At 58.7% G+C, this 26,651-nt stretch carries 31 protein-coding genes and 1 tRNA gene; 15 read left to right on the top strand and 17 right to left on the bottom strand.

Annotated elements, in window-relative coordinates; genetic code table 11:
* Positions 1-3: 3 nt before the first annotated feature.
* Entirely contained in the window at positions 4-405 is a 402-nt protein-coding gene (locus AC2FEE_RS02615; protein WP_496862869.1) for a DUF2147 domain-containing protein, read from the bottom strand.
* Between the two features lie 134 nt (positions 406-539).
* On the opposite strand from AC2FEE_RS02615, the gene hisA reads away from it, so the two are divergent.
* Positions 540-1,262, top strand: a complete 723-nt coding sequence (gene hisA, locus AC2FEE_RS02610; RefSeq protein ID WP_496862868.1) for a 1-(5-phosphoribosyl)-5-[(5-phosphoribosylamino)methylideneamino]imidazole-4-carboxamide isomerase — start codon at positions 540-542, stop codon at positions 1,260-1,262.
* 16 nt (positions 1,263-1,278) lie between these two features.
* On the opposite strand, the gene AC2FEE_RS02605 is transcribed toward hisA, so the two are convergent.
* A complete protein-coding gene (locus AC2FEE_RS02605; RefSeq protein WP_496862867.1) occupies positions 1,279-1,650 on the bottom strand; it encodes a hypothetical protein in 372 nt (123 codons plus the stop codon).
* A gap of 116 nt (positions 1,651-1,766) precedes the next feature.
* Positions 1,767-2,159 (bottom strand): DUF302 domain-containing protein, encoded by a 393-nt coding sequence (locus tag AC2FEE_RS02600; RefSeq protein ID WP_496862865.1) that lies wholly within the window; start codon positions 2,157-2,159, stop codon positions 1,767-1,769.
* A gap of 475 nt (positions 2,160-2,634) precedes the next feature.
* Here AC2FEE_RS02600 and AC2FEE_RS02595 point away from each other — a divergent pair, with 475 nt between their 5' ends.
* From AC2FEE_RS02595 to AC2FEE_RS02580, 4 genes are all read left to right on the top strand, one after another.
* Positions 2,635-4,677, top strand: coding sequence for a spermidine synthase (locus AC2FEE_RS02595; protein WP_496862864.1), 2,043 nt, complete (start codon positions 2,635-2,637; stop codon positions 4,675-4,677).
* A 104-nt stretch (positions 4,678-4,781) separates the two neighbouring features.
* Positions 4,782-5,543, top strand: a complete 762-nt coding sequence (hisF, locus tag AC2FEE_RS02590) for an imidazole glycerol phosphate synthase subunit HisF (RefSeq protein ID WP_496862863.1) — start codon at positions 4,782-4,784, stop codon at positions 5,541-5,543.
* Positions 5,540-5,857: a phosphoribosyl-ATP diphosphatase gene (locus tag AC2FEE_RS02585; RefSeq protein ID WP_496862862.1), complete on the top strand. Its 318-nt coding sequence runs from the start codon at positions 5,540-5,542 to the stop codon at positions 5,855-5,857. The genes hisF and AC2FEE_RS02585 overlap by 4 nt, the downstream gene beginning before the upstream one ends.
* A 72-nt stretch (positions 5,858-5,929) precedes the next feature.
* Complete coding sequence (locus AC2FEE_RS02580) at positions 5,930-6,496, top strand: hypothetical protein (RefSeq protein WP_496862861.1); 567 nt, start codon at positions 5,930-5,932, stop codon at positions 6,494-6,496.
* Here AC2FEE_RS02580 and AC2FEE_RS02575 read toward each other — a convergent pair.
* The 4 genes from AC2FEE_RS02575 to rlmB all read right to left on the bottom strand — a co-directional run bounded on the left by AC2FEE_RS02575 (position 6,493) and on the right by rlmB (position 8,789).
* Positions 6,493-6,963: a CoA-binding protein gene (locus AC2FEE_RS02575; RefSeq protein ID WP_496862860.1), complete on the bottom strand. Its 471-nt coding sequence runs from the start codon at positions 6,961-6,963 to the stop codon at positions 6,493-6,495. The genes AC2FEE_RS02580 and AC2FEE_RS02575 overlap by 4 nt on opposite strands.
* 198 nt (positions 6,964-7,161) lie before the next feature.
* The gene (locus AC2FEE_RS02570; RefSeq protein WP_496862859.1) at positions 7,162-7,614 is read right to left on the bottom strand and encodes a YHS domain-containing (seleno)protein; all 453 of its coding nucleotides are present in this window, start codon (positions 7,612-7,614) and stop codon (positions 7,162-7,164) included.
* A 106-nt stretch (positions 7,615-7,720) separates the two neighbouring features.
* Entirely contained in the window at positions 7,721-8,002 is a 282-nt protein-coding gene (locus AC2FEE_RS02565; protein ID WP_496863027.1) for a hypothetical protein, read from the bottom strand.
* 13 nt (positions 8,003-8,015) lie between these two features.
* Positions 8,016-8,789 (bottom strand): 23S rRNA (guanosine(2251)-2'-O)-methyltransferase RlmB, encoded by a 774-nt coding sequence (rlmB, locus tag AC2FEE_RS02560; protein WP_496862858.1) that lies wholly within the window; start codon positions 8,787-8,789, stop codon positions 8,016-8,018.
* Positions 8,790-8,905: 116 nt separating this feature from the next.
* On the opposite strand from rlmB, the gene AC2FEE_RS02555 reads away from it, so the two are divergent.
* Positions 8,906-8,989: transfer RNA gene (locus AC2FEE_RS02555), tRNA-Tyr, on the top strand.
* Positions 8,990-9,023: 34 nt separating this feature from the next.
* Here AC2FEE_RS02555 and AC2FEE_RS02550 read toward each other — a convergent pair.
* The 4 genes from AC2FEE_RS02550 to AC2FEE_RS02535 form a co-directional block, all read right to left on the bottom strand.
* A complete protein-coding gene (locus AC2FEE_RS02550) occupies positions 9,024-10,142 on the bottom strand; it encodes an alanine racemase (protein ID WP_496862856.1) in 1,119 nt (372 codons plus the stop codon).
* Positions 10,139-11,386, bottom strand: a complete 1,248-nt coding sequence (locus AC2FEE_RS02545; RefSeq protein ID WP_496862855.1) for a D-arabinono-1,4-lactone oxidase — start codon at positions 11,384-11,386, stop codon at positions 10,139-10,141. The genes AC2FEE_RS02550 and AC2FEE_RS02545 overlap by 4 nt, the downstream gene beginning before the upstream one ends.
* A gap of 87 nt (positions 11,387-11,473) precedes the next feature.
* Positions 11,474-11,995 (bottom strand): DUF2478 domain-containing protein, encoded by a 522-nt coding sequence (locus AC2FEE_RS02540; protein ID WP_496862853.1) that lies wholly within the window; start codon positions 11,993-11,995, stop codon positions 11,474-11,476.
* 73 nt (positions 11,996-12,068) lie between these two features.
* Positions 12,069-12,734, bottom strand: a complete 666-nt coding sequence (locus AC2FEE_RS02535; protein ID WP_496862852.1) for an NnrU family protein — start codon at positions 12,732-12,734, stop codon at positions 12,069-12,071.
* A 149-nt stretch (positions 12,735-12,883) separates the two neighbouring features.
* Here AC2FEE_RS02535 and AC2FEE_RS02530 point away from each other — a divergent pair, with 149 nt between their 5' ends.
* The gene (locus AC2FEE_RS02530) at positions 12,884-13,546 is read left to right on the top strand and encodes a DNA-3-methyladenine glycosylase I (protein WP_496862851.1); all 663 of its coding nucleotides are present in this window, start codon (positions 12,884-12,886) and stop codon (positions 13,544-13,546) included.
* Between the two features lie 41 nt (positions 13,547-13,587).
* Positions 13,588-14,274, top strand: coding sequence for a hypothetical protein (locus AC2FEE_RS02525; protein ID WP_496862849.1), 687 nt, complete (start codon positions 13,588-13,590; stop codon positions 14,272-14,274).
* Positions 14,275-14,277: 3 nt separating this feature from the next.
* Here the strand turns inward: AC2FEE_RS02525 and AC2FEE_RS02520 are convergent, their stop codons facing one another.
* A complete protein-coding gene (locus AC2FEE_RS02520) occupies positions 14,278-14,682 on the bottom strand; it encodes a c-type cytochrome (RefSeq protein ID WP_496862848.1) in 405 nt (134 codons plus the stop codon).
* A 92-nt stretch (positions 14,683-14,774) separates the two neighbouring features.
* On the opposite strand from AC2FEE_RS02520, the gene AC2FEE_RS02515 reads away from it, so the two are divergent.
* On the top strand, positions 14,775-15,212 hold the full coding sequence (locus AC2FEE_RS02515) for a DMT family transporter (protein ID WP_496862846.1): 438 nt from the start codon (positions 14,775-14,777) through the stop codon (positions 15,210-15,212).
* On the opposite strand, the gene AC2FEE_RS02510 is transcribed toward AC2FEE_RS02515, so the two are convergent.
* Together AC2FEE_RS02510 and AC2FEE_RS02505 are read right to left on the bottom strand one after the other, a co-directional pair.
* Positions 15,196-15,882, bottom strand: a complete 687-nt coding sequence (locus AC2FEE_RS02510) for an ABC transporter ATP-binding protein (RefSeq protein ID WP_496862845.1) — start codon at positions 15,880-15,882, stop codon at positions 15,196-15,198. The genes AC2FEE_RS02515 and AC2FEE_RS02510 overlap by 17 nt on opposite strands.
* Positions 15,875-17,170 carry a lipoprotein-releasing ABC transporter permease subunit gene (locus AC2FEE_RS02505; RefSeq protein WP_496862844.1) on the bottom strand — a complete coding sequence of 432 codons (1,296 nt, stop codon included), beginning with the start codon at positions 17,168-17,170 and terminating at the stop codon, positions 15,875-15,877. The genes AC2FEE_RS02510 and AC2FEE_RS02505 overlap by 8 nt, the downstream gene beginning before the upstream one ends.
* Before the next feature lie 478 nt (positions 17,171-17,648).
* On the opposite strand from AC2FEE_RS02505, the gene AC2FEE_RS02500 reads away from it, so the two are divergent.
* Positions 17,649-17,909 (top strand): hypothetical protein, encoded by a 261-nt coding sequence (locus tag AC2FEE_RS02500; protein ID WP_496862843.1) that lies wholly within the window; start codon positions 17,649-17,651, stop codon positions 17,907-17,909.
* Positions 17,910-18,031: 122 nt separating this feature from the next.
* Here the strand turns inward: AC2FEE_RS02500 and AC2FEE_RS02495 are convergent, their stop codons facing one another.
* Both AC2FEE_RS02495 and proS read right to left on the bottom strand, forming a co-directional pair.
* Positions 18,032-18,952, bottom strand: a complete 921-nt coding sequence (locus AC2FEE_RS02495; RefSeq protein WP_496862842.1) for a glycosyltransferase family 2 protein — start codon at positions 18,950-18,952, stop codon at positions 18,032-18,034.
* A 1-nt stretch (position 18,953) separates the two neighbouring features.
* Positions 18,954-20,300 (bottom strand): proline--tRNA ligase, encoded by a 1,347-nt coding sequence (proS, locus tag AC2FEE_RS02490; RefSeq protein ID WP_496862840.1) that lies wholly within the window; start codon positions 20,298-20,300, stop codon positions 18,954-18,956.
* A gap of 169 nt (positions 20,301-20,469) precedes the next feature.
* Here proS and AC2FEE_RS02485 point away from each other — a divergent pair, with 169 nt between their 5' ends.
* From AC2FEE_RS02485 to AC2FEE_RS02465, 5 genes are all read left to right on the top strand, one after another.
* Positions 20,470-21,834 carry an FAD-dependent oxidoreductase gene (locus AC2FEE_RS02485; RefSeq protein WP_496862839.1) on the top strand — a complete coding sequence of 455 codons (1,365 nt, stop codon included), beginning with the start codon at positions 20,470-20,472 and terminating at the stop codon, positions 21,832-21,834.
* A complete protein-coding gene (locus AC2FEE_RS02480; protein WP_496862838.1) occupies positions 21,834-22,808 on the top strand; it encodes an isopenicillin N synthase family dioxygenase in 975 nt (324 codons plus the stop codon). The genes AC2FEE_RS02485 and AC2FEE_RS02480 overlap by 1 nt, the downstream gene beginning before the upstream one ends.
* Positions 22,809-22,898: 90 nt before the next feature.
* On the top strand, positions 22,899-23,972 hold the full coding sequence (locus AC2FEE_RS02475) for an AI-2E family transporter (protein ID WP_496862836.1): 1,074 nt from the start codon (positions 22,899-22,901) through the stop codon (positions 23,970-23,972).
* Positions 23,973-24,662 (top strand): HdaA/DnaA family protein, encoded by a 690-nt coding sequence (locus AC2FEE_RS02470; protein ID WP_496862835.1) that lies wholly within the window; start codon positions 23,973-23,975, stop codon positions 24,660-24,662.
* 49 nt (positions 24,663-24,711) lie between these two features.
* Positions 24,712-26,256: a Ppx/GppA family phosphatase gene (locus AC2FEE_RS02465; protein WP_496863026.1), complete on the top strand. Its 1,545-nt coding sequence runs from the start codon at positions 24,712-24,714 to the stop codon at positions 26,254-26,256.
* A gap of 3 nt (positions 26,257-26,259) precedes the next feature.
* Here AC2FEE_RS02465 and AC2FEE_RS02460 read toward each other — a convergent pair whose 3' ends face one another.
* On the bottom strand, positions 26,260-26,634 hold the full coding sequence (locus AC2FEE_RS02460) for a hypothetical protein (protein ID WP_496862833.1): 375 nt from the start codon (positions 26,632-26,634) through the stop codon (positions 26,260-26,262).
* Between the last annotated feature and the right edge of the window lie 17 nt (positions 26,635-26,651).

Below are 26,651 nucleotides of genomic sequence, written 5' to 3'. Positions count from 1 at the left end.
AGGTTACTGAACGCGCGTCCAGGTCTGCCCACGGCAGACCAGACCACCCGCGACACAGCCTTTGACAGTTAGCTTATTCTGGTTGTCGAGGGTCATTTTCGAATTGTAGGTCTTGTCGCGATCCGGCGCCCAGATCTTGCCGCTGTCATATTGGCCACCGCCCTCGGGCACCATGTCCCAAATGATCTGTTTGCCGAGATTTTCATATTCCAGTTGCTGGTTGCCGTCGCCGTCAAAAGCGCTGTCGATGGTTCCGCAAATCGCGCTGCCGCATTCCCCAATAGACACGTGCAAATAGCCCCCGGTATCGCCTGGCTGGGTCTTCCACAGCCCATCAACCGGATCGGCGGCAAGTGCAGAGGTCGCCAGCCCTGCCAATCCTGCTGCGAGTAGAAGTTTCTTCATCATATCCTCCCTGTTTTGCCGCCAGTCTGACGAGCCGCGCCAGCCGGGGCAAGAATGACTTAGCGTCGCGTTGCATCCCCTGCCCCGCCTGTGCGATATCCCGCGCGTGTAACATTGATATAGGGCCGCCGATCATGATCCTTTACCCCGCCATCGACCTCAAAGACGGCCAGGCCGTGCGCCTGCTGCGCGGAGAAATGGACAAGGCAACCGTGTTCAACGAAGACCCGGCCGCACAGGCGCGTGCCTTTGTAGAGGCTGGTTGCGAATGGCTGCACCTTGTGGACCTGAACGGTGCCTTTGCGGGTGAACCGGTCAACGCAACTCCAGTCGAAGCCATTCTGAAGGCCTGTGACGTGCCCGCCCAACTGGGCGGCGGTATACGCGACATGGCCACAATAGAAACCTGGATCGACAAGGGGCTGGCCCGTGTGATTCTGGGCACGGTCGCAGTCGAAAACCCCGATCTGGTGCGCGAAGCCGCGCGGGAATTCCCCGGCAAGGTCGCGGTGGGTATCGACGCCCGCAACGGCATGGTCGCCACCAAAGGTTGGGCCGAAGAAACCGACGTGCAGGTCACCGATCTGGCCCGCAGTTTCGAAGACGCTGGCGTCGCCGCCATCATCTATACCGACATCAACCGCGACGGCGCGATGCAAGGTCCGAACATCGAAGCCACCGCCGACTTGGCCCGCGCCGTGTCGATCCCGGTGATTGCTTCGGGCGGCGTCAGCTCACTGGACGACCTGATTGCGCTGCGCGATTGCGGTGTGGACCTGAACGGCGCGATTTCCGGCCGCGCGCTCTATGACGGTGCGATCGACCTGAAAGACGCCTTGGCCACTCTGAGCAATTGAGCTGCTCAGCAGCGGTTTACTGTATTTTCCATGTGTTCCTGGGCTGCCCGTCTTTGTACGGCTGCAGTTCCTTTTCGCTTATGCGAACGAATTGAAAGCACCCCACCCAATCGCCGGTCTCTTCACACCACATGTCGCCATCAACGTACCATTTGCCTTCATACTTATTGCCACCAGAGTTACCGGCGAGCTTTCCCTTTTTGCGGCCTTTACTGTAGGCTTGCGCCCATTGGGTTTTGTTATCCTGGTTCGAAATACCGTAAATCGTCGAGCCCGGAATGGTCGCCAAAATTTCTTTTTGTGTCATAAAATCCTGGGCCTGCGCGGCACCTGATACAGCCACAAAAAACACTCCGGCAAGCCACATCATATGCAATGAAAGTTTCATGGAAAACTCCTCCCTAAAAGACTGAAATGCGGGGAATTTACCATAATCCAGGCAATCAAACAAATTGCCGAGGGGAAGATGTGCCAGCAGCCAATGCTGCCAGCACATCCGTTTGACTATTGTGCTGCGACCGAGGTCAGCTTGGCCAACGCACCACGCATCTTTTCTATAACAGGCGATTTTTCGACAGCATCAAGCTCGTCCATGGTTTCTTTCGGGTCTTCGTAGGCCAGCCAAACCTGCCCGTTTTCATCCTCGTAAGCCTGTACTTTCAGCGGCAGGAACAAACCTGCGCGCGGGTCGATCTGCATGGCGGGTGTGCCCAGCGCCGGGTTGCCGAAGATAAGAACCTGATTGGCCGGAATGGTCAGCCCGACCTTTTCGGCCCCTGCGGCGTGATCAATACGGGCAAACACTGTCGCGCCCGCGTTGCCAACAGCCGCCTCAAGCGCATCCAACGCCTCGGACACGGACTTGTCGGTGTTCACCTTGACGATATCGTCTGCCATTGCTGTGACGGCTCCTCCAATTACGAGAGCGGTTGTCAAAAAGAGTTTATGCATCTCATTGATCTCCTGATGAATTTGGGGACAGTGTTCACAGGTTTGAGGGATGTGACAATCACAAGTCTGGCATCGGCGGGGCTTTGCCGGTTACGGGGAACACTTACCGGATGACCATCCAAGCGCGCCCTTCGATCTCGAATCGTAAACAATTCCACACATACGCGGTGAATTTGCACTGATCAGCCGCAAAAAGGTCAAGATTCGCCAATACGGCTGGACCGCTAGCTTATGCCGGAGTTTCACCGTGTCTTTTTCGAACGCATCACAGCCAACGGCTAATTGGAGAAATTACGCTCCGGTCATCAGTTTTTGCGCGTCCATTTTCGTCAGTGCAAGTTTGTTGTTTTTTGTGCAGCCGCTGTTTGCCAAGCTCGTTTTGCCCAAAATCGGCGGGACCCCCGCGGTATGGACCACCGCGATGCTGTTTTTCCAGCTGATGCTGATCCTGGGATACCTGTATGCCCACATGTTGACCCGGTGGTTAACCCTGCGCTGGCAACTTATGACACATCTGGCCTTGTGGCTGGTGGCGCTTAGTTTTCTGCCTTTGGCCACGCAGGAAGGCTGGAGGTTCGAGGCCTCGCAATCCATCGCTCTGCAAACACTTTTGTTGTTTGCGGCAGGCGTGGGGGTTCCATTTGCCGTTCTGTCTGCCAACGCGCCATTGCTGCAGGCCTGGTATTCGCGATCAGGCGGGCCGTCGGCCAATGATCCCTATTTTCTATATGCGGCCAGCAATGTTGGATCGTTGCTGGCTTTATTGTCTTTTCCACTGCTTGCCGACCCCTTCTTCGGAGCGCGGGAAATCAGCCTGTTCTGGTCTGTCGGATTTGTCGTCTTTGGCGTCCTTCTGGCGCTCAGCGGCCTGATTGCTCTGCGCGGACCTGGCGAAACAGCGAACCCGGCAGAGCCGCGCAAGGCGGGCAAAGCCCTAAGCGCGACAACGATTGCCTCGTGGGTGTTTATTGCCTTCATCCCCTCGTCGCTGATGCTGGCCACGACAACCAAGCTCAGCACCGACCTTGGCGCCATCCCACTGATCTGGGTCGTGCCGCTTGCGACCTACATCCTGACGTTCATTCTTGCTTTCGCAAAATGGCGCCGACATACTCTGGACGGCCTAAGGACTTCGGTTTTGCTTGTCATGGCGATCGGCATTGCAATGTTGTCCAAAATCGGTTCTTCACAACAGCCTCTGGCCGCTATGCTGGTGTATATTCCGCTGCTGTTTTTGGTCGCCCTGTTCGCACACAGGCTTCTCTATGAATTCCGACCACCGGCAGAACATCTCACAGTATTCTACCTTGCACTGTCGGTCGGAGGTGCCTGCGGCGGGCTGTTCAACTCGATCATCGCGCCTGCGATGTTTAACCGGGAAATTGAGTTTGGGCTGACACTTCTTGCCGCAGGCGGTTTGTTTCTGCTTCAGGCTGGAACATTCAGTCTTCGCCATGCCCTGATCGGGGTTGCCGTTGCCGCCCCGATTTCAGTCGCAATCAGCGTATTGAACGAAGGACGCGCAGCGGATGCAAACGCCATCACTACGATCGTAACTGCCGCATTGGTAGCCATGGTATTGCTGACCTTCCGGAACGCGCCGACCCGTATTGCAACGGTGCTAGTGGTGTTCCTGGTGCCGACCGTTCTCCCGAAATACGAGATGCTCTACCGCGATCGCAGCTTTTTCGGAACCCATGCTGTTTTTGATAGCGGCGGTTTCCGTGTCTACCAGAACGGCACCACCATGCATGGCTGGCAAACGCCAACCGATCCCGGAACGCGACCAGTTGCGTCTTCGTACTACCACCCTAACGGGCCGATGGCAGAAGTCCTGACATCCGAATACGGTTTAAGCACCGACAGTATTGGCATTGTCGGCCTCGGGACTGGTGCGCTGGCCTGTTACGGGCAACCCCACCAAACGTGGGAGTTCTTCGAGATCGATGAAACTGTCGATCGCATTGCCCGCAATCCGAACCTGTTCACGTATATGTCTGAATGCGCCCCGGATTCGAAAACTCAAATGGGTGATGCGCGAGTCGTGCTGGAGCATCAGAAGTTCGCGTTTGATATCATGGTGCTCGATGCTTACAGCTCGGATGCGATTCCACTGCACCTGATTACACGCGAAGCGATCGAAACCTATCTAAGCCAGTTGAATCCGGGCGGCACTTTAGTCTTTCACATCTCGAACCAGTACTATGATCTTGCACCGCAACTGGCGCGCTCTGCTGCAACGCTTGAACTGCATGCCGCGCTTCAGAAGTACAACGCCGACGAGCAGGCCAAAAGTCAGGGCGCGTCAGATACGCATGTCGTTATCCTGAGCCGTGACGAAAACCGCATCGCCACGTTTGTCGACACCGGCAGGTGGACCAAGCTGACCACCGATGGTCAGATTCCATGGACAGACAACAAGGGTAACCTTCTGTCGGCACTAAGAATACTGGCCGCGCATTGATGCAACGCGGCGCCGTACACCGTGTGGCGTAGCGCTTTCAAATCTCTCAGGTCTGGCATCGGCGGGGCTTTGTCGCTAGAGGTGCGGCAACAAAGGACGCCGACATGCTGAAAACCCGCATCATTCCCTGTCTGGATGTCGCCGATGGCCGCGTGGTCAAGGGCGTGAATTTCGTTGGCCTGCGTGATGCAGGCGACCCGGTGGAATCGGCCAAGGCCTATGACGCCGCTGGCGCGGATGAGATCTGTTTTCTGGACATTCACGCCACTCATGAAAACCGTGGCACCATGTTCGAAGTGGTTCAGCGCACTGCTGAACAGTGTTTTGTCCCCTTGACCGTCGGTGGCGGTGTGCGCACCAAGGATGACGTGCGCGCCCTGCTGCTGGCGGGCGCCGACAAGGTCAGCTTCAACTCAGCCGCCGTGGCCAACCCGAATGTGATAGCGGAAGCAGCGGATCAGTTCGGCAGTCAATGCATTGTCTGTGCCATCGACGCCAAGACTGTCAGCCCCGGTAAGTGGGAAATTTTCACTCACGGAGGACGCAAATCCACCGGCATTGACGCGGTGGAGTTCGGCAAAACCGTCGTCGCCAAAGGCGCGGGCGAGATTCTTCTGACTTCGATGGACCGCGACGGCACCAAGGCTGGGTTCAACCTGCCCCTGACCCGCGCTATCTCAGACGCGGTGGACGTGCCGGTGATCGCCTCAGGCGGCGTCGGCAATCTCGATCACCTTGTCGAAGGCGTGACCGAGGGCGGGGCCAGCGCGGTGCTTGCCGCCTCGATCTTCCATTTCGGCGAATACACTATCCGCGAGGCCAAGGAATACATGGCCGCCGCAGGCATCCCCATGAGGCTGACATGAGCATTCTGCACGATCTGGCTGCCACCATTGAGGCCCGCAAGGGCGCCGATCCCGACTCCAGCTGGACTGCCAAGCTGCTGGCCAAAGGACCAGAGAAGTGCGCCGAAAAATTCGGAGAAGAGGCCGTTGAAGCCATCATCGAAGCCGTCAAGAACGACAAAGCGGGGCTGACGGCTGAGGCTGCGGATGTGCTCTATCATCTGCTGGTGATGCTGACTGCGCGGGACGTGGCGTTGGATGACGTCCTGGCCGAGTTGGCGCGGCGTCAGGGCACCAGCGGCATCGCTGAAAAAGCCGCCCGCCCCAAGGGTTAATCGGCAGGCTTTCGTCTCTCCACTCTACCCATTATGATCGGGCCTTACGGTCCACAGATCGAAGGGCAAATAATGATCAGAGCTTTGGCCGTTGTTCTGGCCCTTGTGACGCTGGGCGCATGTTCCGCCCCTCCACTATCCACGGGGGACGAGGTTCAGCGGCTAGCGAACGAAATCCGCAGCCTAGGCCCGGATATCGACCCGGAAGAGGCCGACCGCGCCGCCCGTGTCGCCTATTCCTATACCGCGCAGCTGGTGCAGGAGTACGAGATCACCGACCCTCCGCTGGTCCATAACGCCAAGGTCAACAAGGGCCTGCGCCCGCGCGGGCTCTGCTGGCACTGGGCCGAAGATATCGAACGCCGGTTGAAGCAAGAGAACTTCGAGACGCTTGAGCTGCACCGCGCCATTGCCAATGCCGACAACCCGTTCAGAATCGACCACAGCACCGCTATCATCAGCCGGAAGGGTGAGACGATGTTTGACGGCGTGGTGTTGGACCCATGGCGCTATGGCGGGGTGCTGTTCTGGTCGCCACTGATCGAAGACACGAAATACGAATGGGTGCCGCGCGACGTTGTCTTGGATAAGCGCCGGGTGGAACAATACGGTGAATTACTGCCCTATGTCGGCGGCTAGATCTTGGAGGAGATCACGCCAGTGGCAAATCCGCCCATACGTAGCTCCCCGAACAGGCGCTGGTATTCAATCTTAGGGCAGCGATTCATGATCACATCCACGCCGCGTGCCTGCGCTTTGGCGGCAGCATCCCCGTTCTCGACACCGATTTGCATCCAGACCGTGCGTAGGTTCGGGAAAGTGGCCAGCGCCACATCGACGATTGGCGGTACGGCCTCGGACCTGCGGAAGATATCAACCATGTCCACAGGCTCAGGAATCTCGGTCAGTGAGGCCCTGACGATCTGACCAAACAACTCGGCCCCGGCATGGCCCGGATTGACTGGAATGACCGTAAACCCCTTCAACGACAGATACCTCGCCACGTAATAACTCGGCCTGACCGGATTCATTGAAACGCCAACCACAGCGATCACCCTGGTGCGCTGTAGGATGTCTTTCAGAAACGCGTCGGTATATTCGCTCATGCGGCCACCCTAATCTGGCTGCCAAAAAGAAAAAAGCGCTCAGGTCGAACCTGAGCGCCAGTTGTTGGAACGAGGGACAGTGAAATGACCCGCGGCAGTTCCGTTCCGCGGTCACTGTGACATTTAGGCATAAGTTGAGAGAAAAAAAGAGGGGGCGCGCATTTTTGTGATGACATATCACAAAAAGCGAACTGTCGCCTATTGCTCGTAAAGGACAACGGGCCAGTGCGCCTCGGCCATGCGGATATACTCGGCCGTCGCTTCGCGCCACATTTCCTCTATCTCAAGCGAGTGGGTCAGATACAATCGACCGTCGACCACCTGCCAGGCCATCGGATCGGTGCCGACCAGTATCCCCTTGGCCATGGCATAAGCGCAATACCCCCCGAACTGAGGCGCAAAGGCGCGCGGATCACGTTCGAACGCCTCACGGTTTTCGTCTGAGGCAAAGTGCCATTCGACCCCTTTCCACATGACTGCGTATTGGGGCTGACCCAGCACCGGTGCGTCGCTTTCAAAATAAGACACCGGATCATACCCTGCGAGGGCCGCGCCATCGGCCTCATAGTATACGGGCATCTCTTGCGCCGTCGCGGCAGGAGCAATCAAAGCGGCGGCTATCGCGCCAAAAAGGAAACGTCGGGTTAGCATAACGGTGTTAGGATTTCAGACATCAGGGTCTCAAGATGCAATTTTTGCGGCGCAGTGGAACCCCATTTAACGGGGTTGTGATCGACTGTGTCGCCCGGACGTCATTTTAGTCGAAAATATCTTCGATGACGTCCCATGCTTCATCCAGAACACGTGAGAAGACACCTTTCTTCTTTTTCTGCTTCTTTTTCTTAAAGTTGCCGGCTGCATTCACGGCGTCCCGTCTTGCCTTTTTCTCGTTCAATTTGCGTTTTGGCACCATCTTGAGGTCATGCAACGGCGCACCGCAGCTTGAACAACTCAGCTCTTGACGTTGCTTTCCTTTCAGAACCAACGCAGCGCGGGTTCCGCAATAGCAGCAGGTGGCGATTTTTGACGGGCTGGGAATGGGTCTCTCCTGTTTATCTGTGCCTTGAGGCATATAAGGCGATTGCGGCAGCATTTGAGACGTTAAGCGAGCCAAATCCCCCGGCTGCGTCGATTTTCACCAGCCGGTCCACGGTTTCCTTGGTTTTCTGACGCAATCCCGGCCCTTCGGCCCCCAGCACCAACGCGACAGGCTGGTCCGACTTTCCGCCCAGAGCCGATTCGATAGTGTCGTCAGCTTCACCATCCAGGCCCAGCACCAAAAAGCCCATGTTCTGCAGCTCTACGATCGCGTCTGCCAGATTGCGGACCCGCAGGTAGGGTTGCCGTTCCAGCGCGCCGCTTGCCGTTTTGGCCAGCGCACCGGTTTCCGGAGCTGAATGGTGCCGCGTGCCGATCACCGCACTGGCGCCCAGAACCTCAGCCGAGCGCAGAATCGCCCCGACATTGTGCGGGTCGGTAACCCGATCCAGCAGAATCACGCGGGGGTGTTCGCGCCCGATGCAATTCTCGGCCAGACTGCCCCAGTCCAGCGGCTTTACCTCAAGCGCGGCGCCCTGATGAACAGACCCTGGATCTATGGGTGCCGAGAACTTGCGCGGATCAACCATTTCGGCTTCGATCCCAGCAAATTCAATCGCTTCGGTCAGTTTATCGCGTGCATTTCGCGTCACGATCAGACGCAATTTCTGCCGCTTGGGGTTCATCAGCGCATCGCGAACGGCGTGCAGACCAAACAGCCAGACGGTTTCCGCAGCCGCCGCTTTGCGCGCCTGTTCCTTTTCAACGACCCACTTGGGTTTCTTCATTTCTTGGGCCTCCGGGCCGGGAATTCGGTTTCCTGCGTCAAAGCAGTATTTTCCTGTTGACGCTCCTTTAGAGCGCTAGTAATCACGCCTCCACGTCAGGTGCAACGCCTGACAGTGGGCGACAGGCCGCAAGGTGTGGCAGGGGACTGTAACTCCCTCGCGGAGACGCACGCCTGGTTCGATTCCAGGGTCGCCCACCATCTTCCTTAGATTATGACAAAGTGCAACGGGCCGTTAATTCGGCAGGCATTCCCATTCTGCGACCACCTGCTTCCCCCGGATTGCCAGCAGGGTTCCGAACTGGTTCAGCACCGCTTCGCTTTGTGTCGGGCGCAACAGCGCGATATCACCGGGTGCAACCAAGGCCGAACGCGGCCCGGTCCAGATCTCTTGATTGCTGGAACGGCCAAAGATCGACGAATATCCAAAACCTTTCGGGAAAACGGGCTGCGCCAGAATTTGCCCGCCAAACACCGCGACATCCGTTTTGGTTCGCGGCAAAAACTCTAGCCCGGGCACAGGGTTTCCCGGCATTGATTTGAGAACCGGAGTGGCCACAAATGCTGAGGGATGAAACTCTTGCGTTGTGGCATGGTCGAAATCGCTTGGCTTGGCCAACACTGATCCAAAGGCAACTTCGGTCGCGCCATTACCTGCAGCGTAGGACTGAAAAGTCAGGCTACCGCCAGTGTTCAAACACAGCCCTTCCCCGCCCATGGGCAAGCTGGCAACCGCCTGCTGGAAGGCACCCGCGCTCATCTGTGTGGCGCGTTTTCTCAGAAACTTCGGCAGCTTAGCCAGATGCGCCTCATACCCCATTATGCCCGACAGGCGCGCGTTGGGGTTTGTGTCGATTTTTTGTGCGATACCGGCAACGTGCTCCGGTCGAAACCCTCCGCGATGCAGACCTATATCCACCTCCAGCGACAAGCGGAGGGCTGACTGTACATCCGCCGCAAGCGCCAGATAGTCCTGCAAGCGTTCCGGCGTGTCGATCAGCCACTGAACGCGCGCCGCAGCGTCAGGGTACGCGGCCAGAACCCGTGCGGCAGAACTGACCGGAAGCGGTTTGCCGATCAGATGATCCGTCTTGGGCTCGGCCTGCAACAGCGCCAGTAGCATCGGCTCGGAAAAGGTCATCAGGCCCGAGGTTGATATCCGCCCGCGGATGTGGTCCAGAAGTGGCAAACAGGGCAGAGACTTAGCGACCAGACGGCGGTTTAGCCCGACGTCTGCGCCGCTGACGGCAAGGGCACAATTGGTCTCCAGACGATCCAGATCAATCACCGTGACCGGCTTGTCGACACCATAGGCACGCAGCGTGTCGGACAGATTCTTCAGATACTCAGTCATGGCCGAAACAGTTTGGTCAAAGCGGGCGTCAGGAACTTGCCGTCGGGATCTAATTGTTCCCGCAACGCGCAGAAGCGGTCGAAATCCGGGTACATACCCGACAGCGCCTTGTGGGTCAGGCTGTGCATCTTCCCCCAGTGCGGACGTCCGCCTGCCTCGACAAACAAAGGCTCCAGCGCGTCGAAGTACCGGCGATGACCTTCATTCGCATCCGTGTGCACGGCAATCGATATCCGCGGACCGCCCTGGAACGGAGACAGGCAGGCCGTGTCGCCCGCAGTCTGGCGCACTTCAATCGGGAAATAGATGTCCTTGTGATCGCGATGCAGACGAGTGATGACTTCTTTCAGCACGTCTCCGGCCACGTCGGGCGGTAAGTGGTACTCCATCTCGTTGAACCGAATATGCCGGTCGCTGCACAGTACTCGCCAGCTTTCACCGACATAGTCTTCGTTCGATTGGGCCAAGGTCAGCAACTTCAGCAGCATACCGCGCAACCCGCCACTAAGCCGGCCTGCGTTGCGCGCAAGCTTCAGCACCTTGACGGCGATCATGTCCAGATCACGCGGCGCCGCCCCCTCGGGCGCGTCAGTCAGGTCGTGGCGGATTTCGACCGCCTTGCCGGTGAAGGGAATGTAGAAGAACTCGAAATTGCGATTCTGTGCCCAGTTTTGGTGCATGTTGGCGAGGCTGTCCTGCAGATCGACCAATCGTACCCGGCGGCGCAGGTTGTACTTTGGCACAACCGAGATTTGCGCTTCGGTTAAAACGCCGAGCATCCCCAGTGTCACCTGCGCCATTTCAAGCGGTATGTCGTCGGTGGACTGGATTTCTCCGCCTGCAGTAACCAGCTTCGCGGCGGTGATTTCAGCGGCAAGACATGGCAGCGTGCGCCCAGTCCCGTGCGTCGCGGTCGAGGCCGCCCCGGCCAACGATTGCGCGTTGATATCGCCGAGATTGCGAAAGGCCAGCCCCTGCTCGGCCAGCGCCGGAGACAGATCCCGCAGCCGCGCATTTGCGTTGACCCAAATCCGGTCATCTTCCCGATCACCAAGCGTAGGTATGTCCAGATTGGACAGATCCAGAATTCGGTCTCCGCCCGCGACGATGGGCGTGAACGAATGCCCGGCCCCCACAACGCGCAGGCTCAGCGTTTCCGCTATGGCCTCCTGCATCTCGGCGATCGAGTTGGGGCGTGTGATCGTCGTCTCAGCGCTCTGGTTTGCTGCCCAGTTTGTCCACATGTGCTGCCTCCTCCGAGATCAGAGGATTGCAGCACATGCAGGCCTAAACAAGTCAGGGATACAGAGGGTTACCCAACGAAACTTACGTCAGGCCGCGGCCGCGCGCTGCGCCGTGACCCGGTCGAACCATTCGGTAATGGCCTCGAGACTTGGAGTGATCTGTTCCGCCGCGCCTTCGGTGAATTCCTGAAACTTTTCATTGTTCAGGCCGTTCACTCCGACCAGCACCGGAATATCCTGAGCTAACGCTTCGGCGATCACGGGACGGAACCCGCGCCCGTCGGATTCGTGCTTGCCGAACTTGTTGATGATCAACAGCTGTGGTGCGTCCTCAAGCGAATTGGTGACATACCCCACCGCCTGCTCCAACGCCGCCGGATCCAAACGGCATCCCCGCGCGTGTTCACCCAAAGACTGCGAGATGCGGATGGTCTCTCCATCCGGCAGGACGCGCACATCCATGTCGCATTTGCTGCTGTCGGCACATTCGGTGTTGGTTTGAACCACACCGGACAAACGGGCGCCGGTGGCCAGCAGGTGCTCGGCAACCGCGCTCAGCAGGCGGTCGGTCGCGCCGCGGTCGGTGGTAGTGACATAGGCCAGATACATTGAAAGACCCTCTCAGTCCAAAAGTGTGACATTCCAGATAGCACGCATGACCCTGCCCGGCCACTCCCTCGCGTTACGGTAACGGAGACAGGCCGATCACAGGTGCGTGCAGGTGAAGCAGTGCCGCAAATACGGCAAGTGAAACCAACCCAATCCAAACGCCGGGCCAAGGGCGCGGAGCCCACAAGGAAAACCGTGCGGTATTGCGGGACAGGCGTGTCCATTCGATCCCCATCTCACGGGCCTTGCGTCGGTCGATCAGAGACATGCCCAGCACGGCAAAGCCCGCGAACAGGCCAAACAGGATGACATGCGACAGGCTGCCATTGGCCAGCAGATGCGCCAGCGCCCACAGCATCAGCGCTGCCAGCAAAGGGTGGCGCGTTGTGCGCAGGATGCCGGGATTTTCCGGATCGAACCGGCGGTGCCCCAGCCCGCCGAACGAAAACGGATTCTGAATCGACATCCCCGCCAAAGCTAACCAGCACACAACCGGCATCACCAGCAGTGGCACCCAGCGCAGAACGACAAAGGGCGGAATCACCTCGACGTAAGGCGCCTGCGCGGCAGCAACGATCAGCCAGCCGAGAACAAGCAGGGATAAAACAGAATAGGCGGCAAAATAGCCCCTGCGCCCCATTACCTCGATCAACCGCCCGCGCATCGCGGGCCGCGCCGGAATGGCGTGGGTCAGCAGGAATGTAATCAACGCTGCAAGAAAAAGGCTCCAGCCCAGCATGGTAGTCTCCGTGAGTGTTGGCCCGGTTTAGGCGTCGAATGAGGAGCGGTCTTTGTCCGAAGTCAAGTCCGGTGCACAAGGCTATTTGGATCAGAACCAGCACTTGCAACCCGGCGGCGAACACGCGACCCTGCCGTCGGAGGATCTCGATGAACCAATTCGATGACATCTACACCATGGCCGCCAACCGGCACGGCGGGCCCGACGCTTTGGAGGCAAAGCTGAGCAAACCCAAAAGCGTGACCGAATTGGCCGCAATGCCGGACGATCGCTGGTTGTCGATCATCACGAAGTGCATCTTTCAGGCCGGGTTCAACTGGAAGGTCATCGAAAACAAGTGGGACGGGTTCGAGACCGCCTTTGACGGATTCGACATTGGCCGCTGCGCCTTTATGGATGACGAGAAATTCGACTCTCTGTTGCAGGACACGCGCATTGTGCGCAATGGCACCAAGATTGCCACCATCCGGGACAATGCGGCGTTTCTGCTGGAACTGCGACAGGAAGGCGGGGTCGGTCAGATTCTGGGCGGCTGGCCCTCAACCGATTATGTGGGCCTGTTGGCGATGCTGAGCAAACGCGGATCACGCCTGGGTGGGGCCTCGGCCCAATACGCCATGCGCTTTGCCGGGCGGGACAGTTTCATCTTGTCGCGCGATGTCATCGCACGGTTGATTGCCGAGGGCGTGGTCGACAAAGCCCCCAGTTCGAAAAAGGCGATGGCGGCTGTACAACAGGCCTTTAACACATGGATGGACCAATCCCGGCGATCACTGACGGAAATAAGCCGCGTATTAGCGATGAGCCTGTGAAAACCGGTTGCAGCGAGGGCACTTCACATTAGGCTTTGAGCATGGCTTGGCGCATTTTGATGACGTTACTATTCCTGCTCGCCTCCTGCGGTCGTCCGCTGACGGATCAGGAGCGCGCCTTTGCCAGTGCCGTTCAGGGCGAGACCTTGAATTTGGACCGCGTGCGTCTGGTCGAAGGTGCCCCTGTCGCGCCGATCACCTTTTACCGCAAGGAACGTCCTCGCCTCGCCTGCCGTGAACGTATCCTTCCGCCACCGGTCGAGGGCGTCGTGACCGCAAAACCCGCCGCCGTTGCCTTGTTCAACAAAGTCTATTTCACGCGCGACTGGTATCTCGAGGATTATATGTCCGACTTCCCCGAGCAGGTGAATCTGATCGCGGCGATGCTGCTGGCGCATGAACTGACTCATGTCTGGCAATGGCAGAACCGGGAAACCACCGGCTATCACCCGCTGCGGGCCGCGGCCGAACATGGCGGCAATAAAGACCCGTACCTATTCGATATCGAAACCTCGTCTGATTTTCTGTCTTACGGATTTGAACAGCAGGGCGCGATTGTCGAAGAATATGTCTGCTGCCGGGCGCTGGACCCAGAGGCCCCCCGCACCCAGCGCCTGCATGACATGCTGGGTGCGCATTTCGATCTGTCGCCTTTGCCGGGCCAGCCGCGCGAGCGCGACATCGTGATCCCCTGGAGCGGCGCTGAAATCGAGGGTATCTGCCGCTAAGGCCTACTGCCCCTGCAATGTCTGCAGATATGCGACCAGATCCACAATCGGCTGGCTGGTCAGGATCGGTTGACCCTCGGGCGTTTTCATCGACGTATCCTGACCATCGAAATAAGGCCCATAGACCGGCATCGGACTACCATGGCTGACCAGCGGTTCGCGCCCGTCAATCCGCGCCACGACGCGAGCGGTTGGAAACACGCCATCTTCTCCGGTCAATTTTGTCAGGTCGACCGGTTGAATGACAAGTACTCCGGCCATCGGGCCATGCCCGGTTGCATCGATCCCATGACACGTCGCGCAGTAGTGCTGATACAACTCGGCGCCCTTCTCAACGTCCTGAGCGACAGCTTGTGATGCCAGTGCCAGCAAGCCTATTGAAACTGCATTCCGTATCGGCCCGATCATCGCATCCTCCTGCCCCGATTGACATTTACAGGCTTGCCCGAGGGCCAGCTTGCCGCAATGATCCAGATCAACGTAGCGGGAGAGAACGGGCGATGACACAATACGCAGCCATCATGTTGGCCGCCGGGGTTGGCGTGCCAATCCTTGCAGCGCTGAACGCAGCTCTTGGCCGGTTGATTGGCTCTCCGGCCACCGCTGCCGTTGTTTTGTTCGCCATCGCCTTTGGCGCCTCCGCGCTGGTGATGGTGCTGTTTCCAGGTTTGGGTGCGCTGTCCAAAGTCGCGCAAGCTCCGAAACATCTGCTTCTGGCGGGTGTCCTGATCGCCTTCTATGTGCTGTCGATCACACACGTCGCTCCGCATTTCGGCGTCGGCAACGCAGTGTTTTTCGTTCTCCTGGGACAACTGATCAGCACAGCGGCCATCGACCACTTTGGTCTGTTTGGGGCACAGATCACTCCGCTCACGTGGGTGCGCGCGGGCGGGATCGCCGTTATGGCTGCAGGGGTCGCCATCACTCAACTGGCTTAAGCATGCCCCCGTCCAGCCGCATCTTGCGATCCATCCGCGCTGCAAGCTCCATGTTGTGTGTTGCGATCAGTGCCGACAGCCCCTCGTCCCGAACCAGAGCCATCATAGCATCGAAAACCTGATCCGAGGTCTCTGGGTCCAAGTTTCCCGTCGGTTCATCCGCCAACAAAACCCGAGGCTTATTGGCCAGTGCACGGCAAAATGCCACGCGTTGTTGTTCACCCCCTGACAACGCCGCTGGGCGGTGATCAGCGCGCGGTGCTACGCCGACGCGGTCCAATAGGGTCATTGCCCGTACTTGTGCCGCCTTTTCGGACACCCCGTTCGCCAGTTGCGGCAGGGTGATATTTTCCAACGCGGTGAATTCGGGCAACAGGTGGTGGAACTGATAGACAAAGCCCACATCCCGTCTCCTCAGAGCAGTGCGCGTCCGGTCGCCTTTTCCCGTCACACTTTGGCCTGCGACCTCGACCGAACCCTCATCCGGCGTGTCTAACAGACCCGCGATGTGCAATAGGGTCGATTTACCCGCACCAGAAGGCGCAACCAGAGCCACGGCCTCGCCTGCGCGCAGTTCCAGGTCGGCGCCGCGTAGTACCTGAACCTCTCCCGGCGTACCCTTCAAGTACGTCTTGGTCAGGCCATTCAACCGCATCATCACATCATTCATAGCGCAGCGCCTCGACCGGGTTCAGCCGCGCCGCGCGGCGGGCGGGAAAATAGGTGACAAAGAATGACAGGCCCAGCGACAGCCCAATCGCCTTGAGCACATCTGACAGGTGCAGTTCCGCTGGCAGAGCATAGATGCCGCGAATGGACGGGTCCCAGACGCCGCCACCCATGACGAAGTTCACGAACGAAAAGATCGGATCGATATAGATCGCAAACAAGCAGCCCAGAACGACGCCCATCACCGTGCCGAGGATGCCCGTGAACGCACCGCAGATGAAAAACACCCGCAGGACCGACCCTTCGCTCAGGCCGATGGTACGCAGGATGCCAATATCCCGGCCTTTGTTTTTGACCAGCATGATCAGACCCGAGACGATGTTCATAGCTGCGATCAGAACGAGGATCGACAGGATGATGAACATCACGTTGTCTTCGACTTCCAGCGCACGCAGGAACCCGCCCGAAGCGTCCTGCCATGTCCAGATCTGGCTGCGCTCGCCAGCAGCCTCAAGGATCGGGATCAGGATTGGCGTCAGCTCTTCGGGGCGCTCAACCATCACTTCGATCTCGTCTGCCACACCCTCGCGGTTGAAAAAGCTCTGCGCCTGCTCGAATGGCATGTAGACACGCGTGCGGTCGATGTCGTAGCGCCCGGCCGAGAACACATAGACCACCCGATAGGCGTTGACGCGCGGTGAAGTGCCAAAGGCTGTCTTCACCCCATTGGGCGAGGTCAGCTTGACCGTATCACCTACCGTGGCCCCAATGCTTCGCGCCACGCCTGAGCCGATGGCGACAACGAACTCGTCATTGCGGAATTCGGACAGATCACCCGCCGCCTGTTCACTTTCGGCAATGCCCGGCAGGTCCAGCAGATCGTCAGGCTGGATGCCGAACACCTCGACCCCGTTGCTGCGCTCGCGATTGGTGATCAACACCTGACCCTTGACCAAAGGTGCCGCGCGCACCACACCCGGCACCTGCGCGACCCGTTCGGCCACACCGTCGAAATCCTCGATGGTGCGGTCCAGACGCCCCTGCGCATCCATGCTCCCTGCCGAGTAGACCGTGACATGCGCATTGGCCCCCAGAATGGTGCCCACGAACTCCGACCGGAACCCCGACCGCACGGCCAGCGTGGCAATCAGAGCGAACACGGCCAGTGTGATCCCGATCAGCGAAATCCACGTCATCACGCTGACGCCGCCTTCGGCCTTGCGTGCGCGCAGGTATCGCCAGGCGATTTTCCATTCGAATGGGGCAAAGGGCGGGGGCGTCTTGGCCATGTCTGCTCCGGACTTTTTTGTTCGGCGCGACCCTTTCGGCATTTCACCGGATGGTCAAGCTGGTTATGCGCGCCCTGCCCTGGGATGAGCAACCTTGCGACCAGTTTGGGGTGCGGGATGGAGCGAATCACCTCCGAATCGGAAGCTCCCGCACTGGCAAAAGGAGATGGCGAAACCGAAGGCTACACCTTTGGTTGTGACACCGTTCACAGACAAGCCCTGATTGTTTCAGTTATGAATTCAATACAGCTGTTGCGTGAGATACTGAACTCAAAATGCAACATTCGTTAAGCAATATTCTTTCGTCCTTTGCTTATTTTGTGAAACTTTGTCACCCTAGGATTACGGGGGATACCATTTTAAAGAGCGGGGGTCGCTCATGTTTGTAAAGAGTAATACGGAATTGTTGGACCCTATTTTGGTCCGAAATGCATCATCAGAACTAGATTGTGAAACCGCGGCGCTGTTGCGTGCCACGATGCGCCCACTTTTCGACACAGCGGCAAGTTGGGCAAGTTTGACCGATATCCTGAAAGACAAAGGTTATCGCATGGCGTTCCGTCAGGGGCGGTTGTGCATCACGGATCGCGCGACTGACGCAAGGGTCTGCGGATTGCACTTTCTGGGTTTTGATTTCAAGGAACTGGTAAGACGCCTGGGCCGTCCGATCGTTGTGCCACGCGGCAACAGCGCGGATGGCGACGTTCTGGCGGAACGGCCTGAACCTAAACGAACCTAGAAGCCCGGCCAGACCTTGGGTAAGCGGTACAAGGGTTTTTGCACCCCCGGGTGCCCGGCGGTATTGAGGTTGATGCCTATTGCGCAATCATTGGCGCGAAATTCTACGGACGCCTCTGGTCGTCAGTCCGCGAAGTAGTCCCAGGTTCGCCACGGTTGAAGTTTGCGCCTCAAGGTCACTTTTAAACTATGCAGGGCGGCTTTACGCAATTGCGGCCGGTTCCGGGACTGGCGCAACAGATTCACGCAAAACCCCAGTGGCAACTGACCGGTCCGGAACCAATTCAGCATTTCGTCCTCGGAATACGTCCGCCCACCAAAGAACGGAGCGTAGTTCTTGCGCCAGCTCTTCGTCATTTCGAGCGCAGTTTTTCTCTGGTCCGCAGAAACGCCGCCAGGGTGGAAAACCGCGATTGGAACTGACAGCATCTGGTATTCGCATCCTGCAAACAGCATGCGGAGCACGAGGTCATAGTCAGCCACTATTCGAAGATCCAGATCGTGACCTCCGAAACGTTCGAACACGTCGCGCCGGATCAGCATGGAGTTGTGGCAAAACGGAATCCGTTGCAAAATCGAATGGACCTTGCGCTCTCGCGAAAGACGCCTGCTTCCATCCTTTTCAACGAAGACGGTTCGTCCAAAGCAAAAATCGGGACGCCCCGCACCAATTTCTTCACGCGCTTTTTGCAGACAATCCGGCGACGTCAGCAGATCATCTGAATTAAGGAAAACCACGTACTCGCCCTGGGAAATTTCGACCGCGCGGTTCATGGCGTCATACAGGCTTTTGTCCGGCAAGCTTTGAAAGCGGACAGGAACATAGCTTGGGCGCGCCTCGAATTCGGCGATCAACTCTTTCAACAGCGCAACTGTTCCGTCGGTTGACGCACCATCCCAAATGACATGCTCAACAATCGCGTCGCCTTGCTCTTGGGCGGCCTCCAGTGCCGCCCGTATCGCCTCGACACGTCCCTCATCAATGAGGTTGCGCGTTACGGTAACGACCGAAACTGTAGGCAGAGCTATGTCCGATCCAGTCATATCAGGCGCTGTTTGCGAGTTGGTAAATTTCAGCGATCTTGGTCACCGCAGCCTCGGGGCTCAGCTCTTCGCTTTCGCCAGTGCGGCGACTGGTCAGCTCGACCACACCATTCTTCAGACCACGCGGGCCGACGGTGATGCGCCACGGCAGGCCGATCAGGTCCATGGTGGCGAACTTGCCCCCTGCCCGCTCGTTACGATCGTCATACAGCGGCTCCAGCCCCAGCGCGGTCAGCGCGCCGTAGAGTTTCTCGCACGCGGCATCCGCTTCTTCGTCGCCTTGTTTGAGATTGACGATACCGCAATGGAACGGAGTCACCCCTTCGGGCCAGATGATACCCTTTTCGTCATGGCTGGCCTCGATGATGGCACCGATCAGGCGGCTGACGCCGATGCCGTGGCTTCCCATGTGGACCGGCGTCGGTTTGCCATCGGGGCCTTGCACAGTCGCGCCCATCGCCTCGGAATACTTGGTGCCGAAATAAAAGATCTGGCCGACCTCGATCCCGCGGGCCACGCGGCGACGCTCCTCGGGCACTTGATTGAACAGCGCCTCGTCATGGGTTTCATCCGTACGCGCGTATTTCGAGGTGAACTCTTCGAGGATCGCCTGACACTGATCGCGGCTGTCGTAGTCGATCTGACGATCACCGAATGTCAGGTCGGTGACCGCGCTGTCATAAAACACCTCGGATTCGCCGGTATCGGCCAGCACGAGGAATTCATGCGTGTTGTCGCCACCGATAGGACCGGAGTCAGCACGCATCGGGATGGCCTGCAAGCCCATCCGCTCATAAGTGCGCAGGTAGCTGACCAGATGGCGGTTATAGGCGTGCAACGCATCCTCTTTGGTCAGGTCGAAATTGTAGCCGTCTTTCATATAGAACTCGCGGCCCCGCATCACGCCGAAACGTGGGCGGATCTCGTCACGGAACTTCCACTGAATCTGATAGAGCGTCAGCGGCAGATCTTTGTAGCTGTTGACGTGGCCGCGGAAGATATCGGTCACCAGTTCTTCGGCAGTCGGCGTAAACAGCATGTCACGATCGTGGCGATCCTTCATACGCAGCATTTCCTGACCGTAATCGTCGTAACGACCGGACTCGCGCCACAGGTCCGCCGATTGGATAATGGGCATCTGGATCGCGATGTGGCCCGCGCGCGCCTGTTCTTCGTGGATGATGTTTTCCAGCTTGCGCAACACTTTGAAGCCCAGCGGCAGCCAAGAATAAATTCCAGCGGATGCTTGTTTGATCATCCCCGCGCGCAGCATCAGCCGGTGGCTGACGATCTGGGCCTCGGAGGGGTTTTCCTTGAGAACGGGCAGAAAGTAACGGCTGAGGCGCATTGATGAACCTTTAAAGGTGTGAATTCGACTTCAAAGGTCCTTATTCCAAAGCCCCGCCGGGGGCAATCGGCCATTGGCGATTTTGCGACCTGAGGTAAGTCGGTTTTCTGATTGACCCGCCAGTTGGGGTTTTCAATTGTGACAGGAATGTAAAATCCATGAGGCGCCGATGCAGACCATTCAGGAACCCGCCCGTCAAATCCCTGTAGTCCACCAAACCGATGTTCTGGTCGTTGGCTCCGGCCCTGCCGGTCTGGCCGCCGCATTGGCCGCAGCGCGTGCCGGGGCCGAGGTGTCTCTGGTCGACCGCTTCGGCTGCATGGGCGGTAACATCACCGCCGTGGGCGTCGAGGGCTTCGCTTGGTATCGCCACGAACAGACAGTTGAGGCCGGTGGGATCGGCATGGAGTTCGAAACTCGCGCCAAGGACATGGGCGCGGCGGTGCCGGAAAGCCAATCGCTCAGCTATGAGTTGGACAGCGAAGGGTTCAAGTTGGTGGCCGACAAGTTGGTAGATGAGGCCGGTGTGCATCCCATGCTGCACCGTCAGTTCGTCGCTCCGATCATGGAGGCCGACCGGATCACTGGCATCATCACCGAATCCAAAGCCGGGCGTGAGGCAATTCTGGCCAAGGTCGTGATCGACGCCACCGGCGACGCCGACGTAGCGCACCGCGCGGGCGCACCCACCCACAAGACCGCGCGTGAAGAGATGATGGCCGCCTCGGTCATGTTCCACCTGGCCGGAGTCGACAAGCGCGCCTTCATGGAGGGCGTCAAGGCCGATCCACAGACCTACAAAGACTGGGGCGGGGGTGGCGAATGGAACATCGAGACCAGCGGCAAGGAGGACGACATGTTCTCGCCCTTCGTCAAGAAGCCTTTCCAGCTGGCCATCGAAGAGGGTCTGATCCCGCCGAACCTGAACACCATAGCGGGCACATGGGGGGCGATGCATGACACGGGTGAGCTGACCTATATGAACCTCATCCATCTGGCCGAGATTGACGGCACCGACCCCGACAGCCTGACCCGTGGTGAGATCGAAGGCCGCCGTCAGTCAATGCTGGCCATCGAAGCACTGCGTCGATACATGCCCGGCTGCGAAAATGCGCGATTACGGAACTTCGGGATGACCATCGGCATCCGCGACACCCGCAAGATCGACGCCGTTTACAACATGACCGAGAACGACGCCCGCCATCAGGGCCGGTTCGAGGACACGATCGGCATCTACCCCGAATTCATCGATGGCTATGGCATCCTGATCCTGCCGACCACCGGGCGATATATGCAGGTCCCCTATCGCTCGATGCTTCCCAAGGGGATAAAGGGCCTACTGGTCGCGGGCCGGTCGCACGGAGCAGATAAGGTGGCCCATGCCGCCACCCGTAACATGGCGTGCTGCGCCGTTATGGGACAGGGCGCCGGGATTGCGGCGGCTCTGTCGCTGAAAAGCAATCAGGACGTACACGAGCTGAACCTCGCCCCGGTGCATGCCGAGTTGGACCGTCAGGGTGTGAGGGTTCATTGATGGATCACGTACCCACGATCGACATCGCCCCACTGCGCGATCCCGCCCATACCGACTATGATCGGACCGTTCGACAGGTAATGGACGCCTGCACCGAGATCGGATTTCTGTCGATAACCGGGACCGGCATTCCTCAGGATACGGTCACCGAGGTACGCCGCTGCGTTCAGGCCATCTTTGCCATCGACGAAAGCGCCAAATGGGATCAGGCGATCACCCGCGAGAACTATCGCGGGTTTATTCCGATGGGGTTCTTCACACCCAATGACGGGTCCGGCAAGGCCGACAAATACGAAGGCTACAAGCTGCATTACGAGACCGCCGCGGACTCGCCTATTCGCAAGGACTGCACGCTCTACGGCCCGAATATCTGGCCGCCCGAAGTGCCCGAGGCAGGCCCGGTCATCCTTGGCTATTGGACGCAACTGGATCGCGTGGCGGACATGCTGCTGGGCGCACTTGAGATGGGGCTGGGTTTGACCGACCGTCACCTGCGCGACGCATTCCACGAACCGATGACAAACATGACGCTGCTGCACTACCCTCCTCAAGCACCGGATGAGGGCGGCTATGGCATCCATCCGCACAAGGACACAGACGCCCTGACCATTATCGCCCCCGATCCTGTGGGCGGGCTTGAGGTTCAGACCCGCAACGGCGGCTGGATCACCCCCAACTGCCCGCCGGGCGGCTTCGTCGTCAACATTGGCGACATGTTGGAGCTGTGGTCGGGCGGCCGTCTGAAATCCACGCCGCACCGCGTCGTCAATCGCTCGGGCCAAGAACGCTACTCGTTTCCATATTTCGCCGTACCCCGTCATGATGTCGTGGTCGCGCCATTGCTGCCCTCCCGGCCCGGCTTCGACCGTCCCTCGGTGCATTGCGGTCACTGGTCGGCGGAAATCTGGCGCACCAACTGGTCCGACGAAGCGGCAGACGACGCGACCCCCGAGCTGGGCACGCTCAACGACTGAAACGCCGGATTCTTCGGGCCATGAAGCGCTTGCATCAAGACGCTGCATAAGCGAAGAACACCAGCAAGTGCCGACAACAAGGGGACAGCCATGGCTTTGCCGGTGAAGGATCAGCTCAGGTACTGGGGGGTTGCCGCTGCGGTATTTGTGCTGCTGATGTGGGCACTTGGCGACGTTTTGCTACCCTTCGTCATCGGTGGAGCAATTGCCTATTTCCTTGATCCAATCGCAGACCGGCTGGAAAACCTTGGCCTGTCGCGCGTGGCGGCAACCGGGATCATCACCATTGTCGGCGTTTTGGGCTTTGTACTGATGATCCTGATGGTGGTACCTGCATTGATCACCCAGTTGATCGATCTGGTCGAGGTCCTCCCCAGCCTGTTCAAAGAACTGCGCGGCTTTGTAGAGAAACGATTCCCCTCTCTGCTGGACAGCAATTCCAGCTCTCATCAGGCGCTGGTCTCAATCGGCGAAACCCTGCAATCGAAAACCGGTGACTTGCTGCAATCGGTTGTTGCGTCGCTGGGCTCTGCCATCAACGTTGCCGTTCTGCTGGTGATCGCGCCCGTTGTGGCGGTTTACCTGTTGATGGACTGGGACCGCATGATCGCACGCATCGGAGAGCTGCTGCCCCGCGACCACGCCCCCACGATCAAACGTCTGGCCGGTGAGATTGATGACGTTCTGGCCTCATTTGTGCGCGGCATGGGGACAGTTTGTCTGATTCTTGGGACTTACTACGCAGTGGCGCTGATGATCGTTGGTCTGCAATTTGGCCTGATCGTCGGGTTCATTGCCGGGCTGGTCACCTTCATCCCTTACCTGGGCGCCCTGATCGGCGGCACGCTGGCGATTGGCCTCGCGCTGTTCCAGTTCTGGGGGGACTGGGTTCATATCGGGCTGGTCGCCGGTGTTTTTGCTTTGGGTCAGGTGACCGAGGGCAATTTTCTGACCCCCAAACTGGTCGGCAGCTCGGTGGGCCTGCACCCTGTGTGGCTGTTGTTGGCCTTGTCGGTATTCGGCGCATTGTTCGGCTTTGTGGGTATGCTGGTCGCGGTGCCTGTTGCTGCGGCCCTGGGTGTGGTGGCCCGGTTCCTGACCTCTCTCTATCTGGAAAGCCGTTTGTACACCGGCCTTGAAGGGCTGAATCAGGAAGACGAATAAATGCCCCGACAACTGAGCTTTGATCTGCCGGCCAAAACCGCTCTGGGCCGCGAGGATTTCTTTGTCTCACCCGCCAATGCGCTCGCTGTCGCGATGATTTCAGCAACCTCGTGGCCCGGCAACAAACTGGTGCTCAGCGGCCCGGCCGGGGCTGGCAAGACGCATCTGGCCCATGTCTGGGCAGCCGAGACCGGAGGGCACATCATTCAGGCCCGCGACCTGCGCTATGACGACGTGCCTGCCTTGGCCCAAACCCCGGTTGCGGTCGAAGACGTCCCGATGATCGCTGACGATCCCGACCAACAAAAGACGCTGTTCCACCTGCACAACCTGGCTCTGGCCGAGGGGCACGCCCTGCTGATGACCGGGCGACTGACCCCAAAGCTGTGGCAACTGCCGCTGCCCGACCTGCAAAGCCGCATCGAAGGCGCGCATCATGTCGCGCTTGACCCGCCCGACGACGCGCTGTTGGGGGCTGTTCTGGCCAAGCTGTTCATCGACCGACAGCTTAACCCGGGCCCCGAGGTCATTGCCTATCTGGTCAAGCACATGGACCGTCGCTTTGAAACCGCCGCCGAGGTCGTGGCGCGACTGGATCAAATTGCCCTCTCGGAAAAGCGCGAAATAACGCGCACGCTGGCAGTCAGAGTATTGAATTCGGACGGAAACGATGTCGAACCTGACAATTGACCCACACCCGGTGATTTCGCAAACTGCCATTGGAACATCTGGAAAAGACATGGATCAGACCGTCGATACCGACATTCCGGACTGGGGGCTTTCCGGCAAGCCACTGTTTGACAACCCCGAAGCCCGCGCCCTGTCGCGTGTTGGCGTTGTCGATGTCGGATCGAACTCTGTCCGGATGGTGATATTTGATGGGGCCGCGCGGTCTCCGGCCTATTTCTACAACGAAAAGGTGATGTGTGAGCTGGGGGCGGGGCTGTCCGAGACCGGACGTCTGAACCCGCGCGGACGGGTACGCGCGCTGGCCGCGCTGCGCCGGTTCCGGCGTCTGGCCGACGATCTGGGTTTGCCGGGGCTGCATGTCGTCGCCACCGCCGCCGTGCGTGAGGCCAAAGACGGGCCGGACTTCTGCGATGAGGTCAAGTCAGAAACCGGCCTGACCGTCTCGGTCATTGATGGCGGGGAAGAGGCACGGCTGTCAGCGCAGGGCGTGCTGCTGGGCTGGCCCGGTGCCTATGGGTTGATCTGCGATATCGGTGGTTCGTCCATGGAACTGGCCGAGATCGGTGACGGCAACGTGGGCCGCCGTGTAACCTCTGCCTTGGGTCCGCTGAAACTGCGTGACATCAAGGGCGGACGGCGAGCGCGCAAAGCCCACATCAAAGGCACTATGGAAGAGTTGCGCGACCAGATGGGCAAGCAACGTGACCGTTTATTCCTTGTCGGCGGCAGTTGGCGCGCCTTCGCCCGGTTGGACATGCTGCGCCGGGGTTATCCGCTGAACGTGCTGCACGAATACCGCATGACCACCAAGCAGGTTCACCAGACCATCAAGTTCATCGAAAAAGGTGACCCGAACGAAATGCGCAGCCTGGCTGGCGTTTCCAGTTCCCGCATGGCCCTGATCCCTTATGCTATGGATGTGCTGGCCCGACTGATCCGGACGTTCAAACCGAAAGACATTGCGATCTCAAGCTATGGCATCCGCGAAGGGTTGTTGTACGAACAGATGCCGCAATCCCTACGCGACTGCGACCCGCTGATCGAGGCCAGCCGGTTTTCCGAGGCCAAGGACGCCCGCCTGCCGGGCTTCGGCAGGCACCTGTTCGATTTCGTCATGCCGCTGTTCAAGTCGGCCCCAGAGGCGCGCGTGCGCCTGATCAAAGCGGCCTGTTTGCTGCATGACGTCAGTTGGCGCGCCCATCCCGATTATCGGGCCGAGGTCTGCTTTGACTATGTCACCCGAGCTAATCTGGGCGGGTTGAAGCACTCCGAACGAGTTTTCATCGGCCTCGCTTTGCAGCACCGATATCGCAACAAACGTGAGGGCAACAGGTTCGAACCGCTTTACGAGCTGTTGGACGAGAAGGATCAGCGACAGGCGGAAATTCTGGGCAAGGCCATGCGTTTTGGTGCCATGCTCTTGATGCAGAATGATGCCCCGATGGGTACCCTGCGCCTCTACCCCAAAAAGCACCAGTTGGACCTGCTGTTGCCGAAGTCAGCAGGCCCATTGTTCAACGAAGTGGCAGAGGCGCGACTGACGTCGCTGGCAAACGCGCTGAGGTCGAACACCCGCGTAGTCATCCGGGATTAAGGATCAGATTTCCGTTCCCTCGTCCGTTTCCTCTTCGGTGTTTTCAGGGGGGGCGGGTTGATCTTGCTCGGGTTTCTTGCGGATGATGATATCTCCGTTCGGCAAGATTTCGGGCGCTTCATAGGCGCTCCAATCCTCGATCTCGCCCGCCAGCTCTGTCAAAGCAGGCCCCATCTGCTCAAAGAACGATTGCATCGAGGGACCGAACTGAGTGACCAAACCTTGCAGGTCATCCAGCGCCGGCTCCATTTCCTGTCGCAGGCCCTCAAAAAACAGCTCGGCGCCTTGCTCCATCAGGGATTTGCCGGTTTCTTCCTCGGCATGGGCGGGCAATGCCAGAGCCGCTGTTATCGCACAGATCGGAAAAAAATGTTTCATGACCAGAAATATAGGCC

The organism is Ruegeria sp. YTSC199, from assembly GCF_059609725.1.
This window is presented reverse-complemented; position numbering and strand designations above follow the sequence as displayed.

Coding starts and splice junctions, on each gene's coding strand:
- hisA (WP_496862868.1), top strand. CDS start 540: ATGATCCTTTACCCCGCCATCGACCTCAAAGACGGCCAGGCCGTGCGC.
- AC2FEE_RS02605 (WP_496862867.1), bottom strand. CDS start 1,650: ATGAAACTTTCATTGCATATGATGTGGCTTGCCGGAGTGTTTTTTGTG.
- AC2FEE_RS02480 (WP_496862838.1), top strand. CDS start 21,834: ATGGATCACGTACCCACGATCGACATCGCCCCACTGCGCGATCCCGCC.
- AC2FEE_RS02475 (WP_496862836.1), top strand. CDS start 22,899: ATGGCTTTGCCGGTGAAGGATCAGCTCAGGTACTGGGGGGTTGCCGCT.
- AC2FEE_RS02465 (WP_496863026.1), top strand. CDS start 24,712: ATGGATCAGACCGTCGATACCGACATTCCGGACTGGGGGCTTTCCGGC.
- AC2FEE_RS02510 (WP_496862845.1), bottom strand. CDS start 15,882: ATGAATGATGTGATGATGCGGTTGAATGGCCTGACCAAGACGTACTTG.
- AC2FEE_RS02585 (WP_496862862.1), top strand. CDS start 5,540: ATGAGCATTCTGCACGATCTGGCTGCCACCATTGAGGCCCGCAAGGGC.
- AC2FEE_RS02595 (WP_496862864.1), top strand. CDS start 2,635: ATGCTGTTTTTCCAGCTGATGCTGATCCTGGGATACCTGTATGCCCAC.
- proS (WP_496862840.1), bottom strand. CDS start 20,300: ATGCGCCTCAGCCGTTACTTTCTGCCCGTTCTCAAGGAAAACCCCTCC.
- AC2FEE_RS02575 (WP_496862860.1), bottom strand. CDS start 6,963: ATGAGCGAATATACCGACGCGTTTCTGAAAGACATCCTACAGCGCACC.
- AC2FEE_RS02520 (WP_496862848.1), bottom strand. CDS start 14,682: ATGATCGGGCCGATACGGAATGCAGTTTCAATAGGCTTGCTGGCACTG.
- AC2FEE_RS02530 (WP_496862851.1), top strand. CDS start 12,884: ATGAACCAATTCGATGACATCTACACCATGGCCGCCAACCGGCACGGC.
- AC2FEE_RS02515 (WP_496862846.1), top strand. CDS start 14,775: ATGACACAATACGCAGCCATCATGTTGGCCGCCGGGGTTGGCGTGCCA.
- AC2FEE_RS02550 (WP_496862856.1), bottom strand. CDS start 10,142: ATGACTGAGTATCTGAAGAATCTGTCCGACACGCTGCGTGCCTATGGT.
- AC2FEE_RS02485 (WP_496862839.1), top strand. CDS start 20,470: ATGCAGACCATTCAGGAACCCGCCCGTCAAATCCCTGTAGTCCACCAA.
- AC2FEE_RS02580 (WP_496862861.1), top strand. CDS start 5,930: ATGATCAGAGCTTTGGCCGTTGTTCTGGCCCTTGTGACGCTGGGCGCA.
- AC2FEE_RS02470 (WP_496862835.1), top strand. CDS start 23,973: ATGCCCCGACAACTGAGCTTTGATCTGCCGGCCAAAACCGCTCTGGGC.
- AC2FEE_RS02570 (WP_496862859.1), bottom strand. CDS start 7,614: ATGCTAACCCGACGTTTCCTTTTTGGCGCGATAGCCGCCGCTTTGATT.
- AC2FEE_RS02535 (WP_496862852.1), bottom strand. CDS start 12,734: ATGCTGGGCTGGAGCCTTTTTCTTGCAGCGTTGATTACATTCCTGCTG.
- AC2FEE_RS02525 (WP_496862849.1), top strand. CDS start 13,588: ATGGCTTGGCGCATTTTGATGACGTTACTATTCCTGCTCGCCTCCTGC.
- rlmB (WP_496862858.1), bottom strand. CDS start 8,789: ATGAAGAAACCCAAGTGGGTCGTTGAAAAGGAACAGGCGCGCAAAGCG.
- hisF (WP_496862863.1), top strand. CDS start 4,782: ATGCTGAAAACCCGCATCATTCCCTGTCTGGATGTCGCCGATGGCCGC.
- AC2FEE_RS02540 (WP_496862853.1), bottom strand. CDS start 11,995: ATGTATCTGGCCTATGTCACTACCACCGACCGCGGCGCGACCGACCGC.
- AC2FEE_RS02600 (WP_496862865.1), bottom strand. CDS start 2,159: ATGGCAGACGATATCGTCAAGGTGAACACCGACAAGTCCGTGTCCGAG.
- AC2FEE_RS02615 (WP_496862869.1), bottom strand. CDS start 405: ATGAAGAAACTTCTACTCGCAGCAGGATTGGCAGGGCTGGCGACCTCT.
- AC2FEE_RS02505 (WP_496862844.1), bottom strand. CDS start 17,170: ATGGCCAAGACGCCCCCGCCCTTTGCCCCATTCGAATGGAAAATCGCC.
- AC2FEE_RS02460 (WP_496862833.1), bottom strand. CDS start 26,634: ATGAAACATTTTTTTCCGATCTGTGCGATAACAGCGGCTCTGGCATTG.
- AC2FEE_RS02545 (WP_496862855.1), bottom strand. CDS start 11,386: ATGTGGACAAACTGGGCAGCAAACCAGAGCGCTGAGACGACGATCACA.
- AC2FEE_RS02495 (WP_496862842.1), bottom strand. CDS start 18,952: ATGACTGGATCGGACATAGCTCTGCCTACAGTTTCGGTCGTTACCGTA.
- AC2FEE_RS02500 (WP_496862843.1), top strand. CDS start 17,649: ATGCGCCCACTTTTCGACACAGCGGCAAGTTGGGCAAGTTTGACCGAT.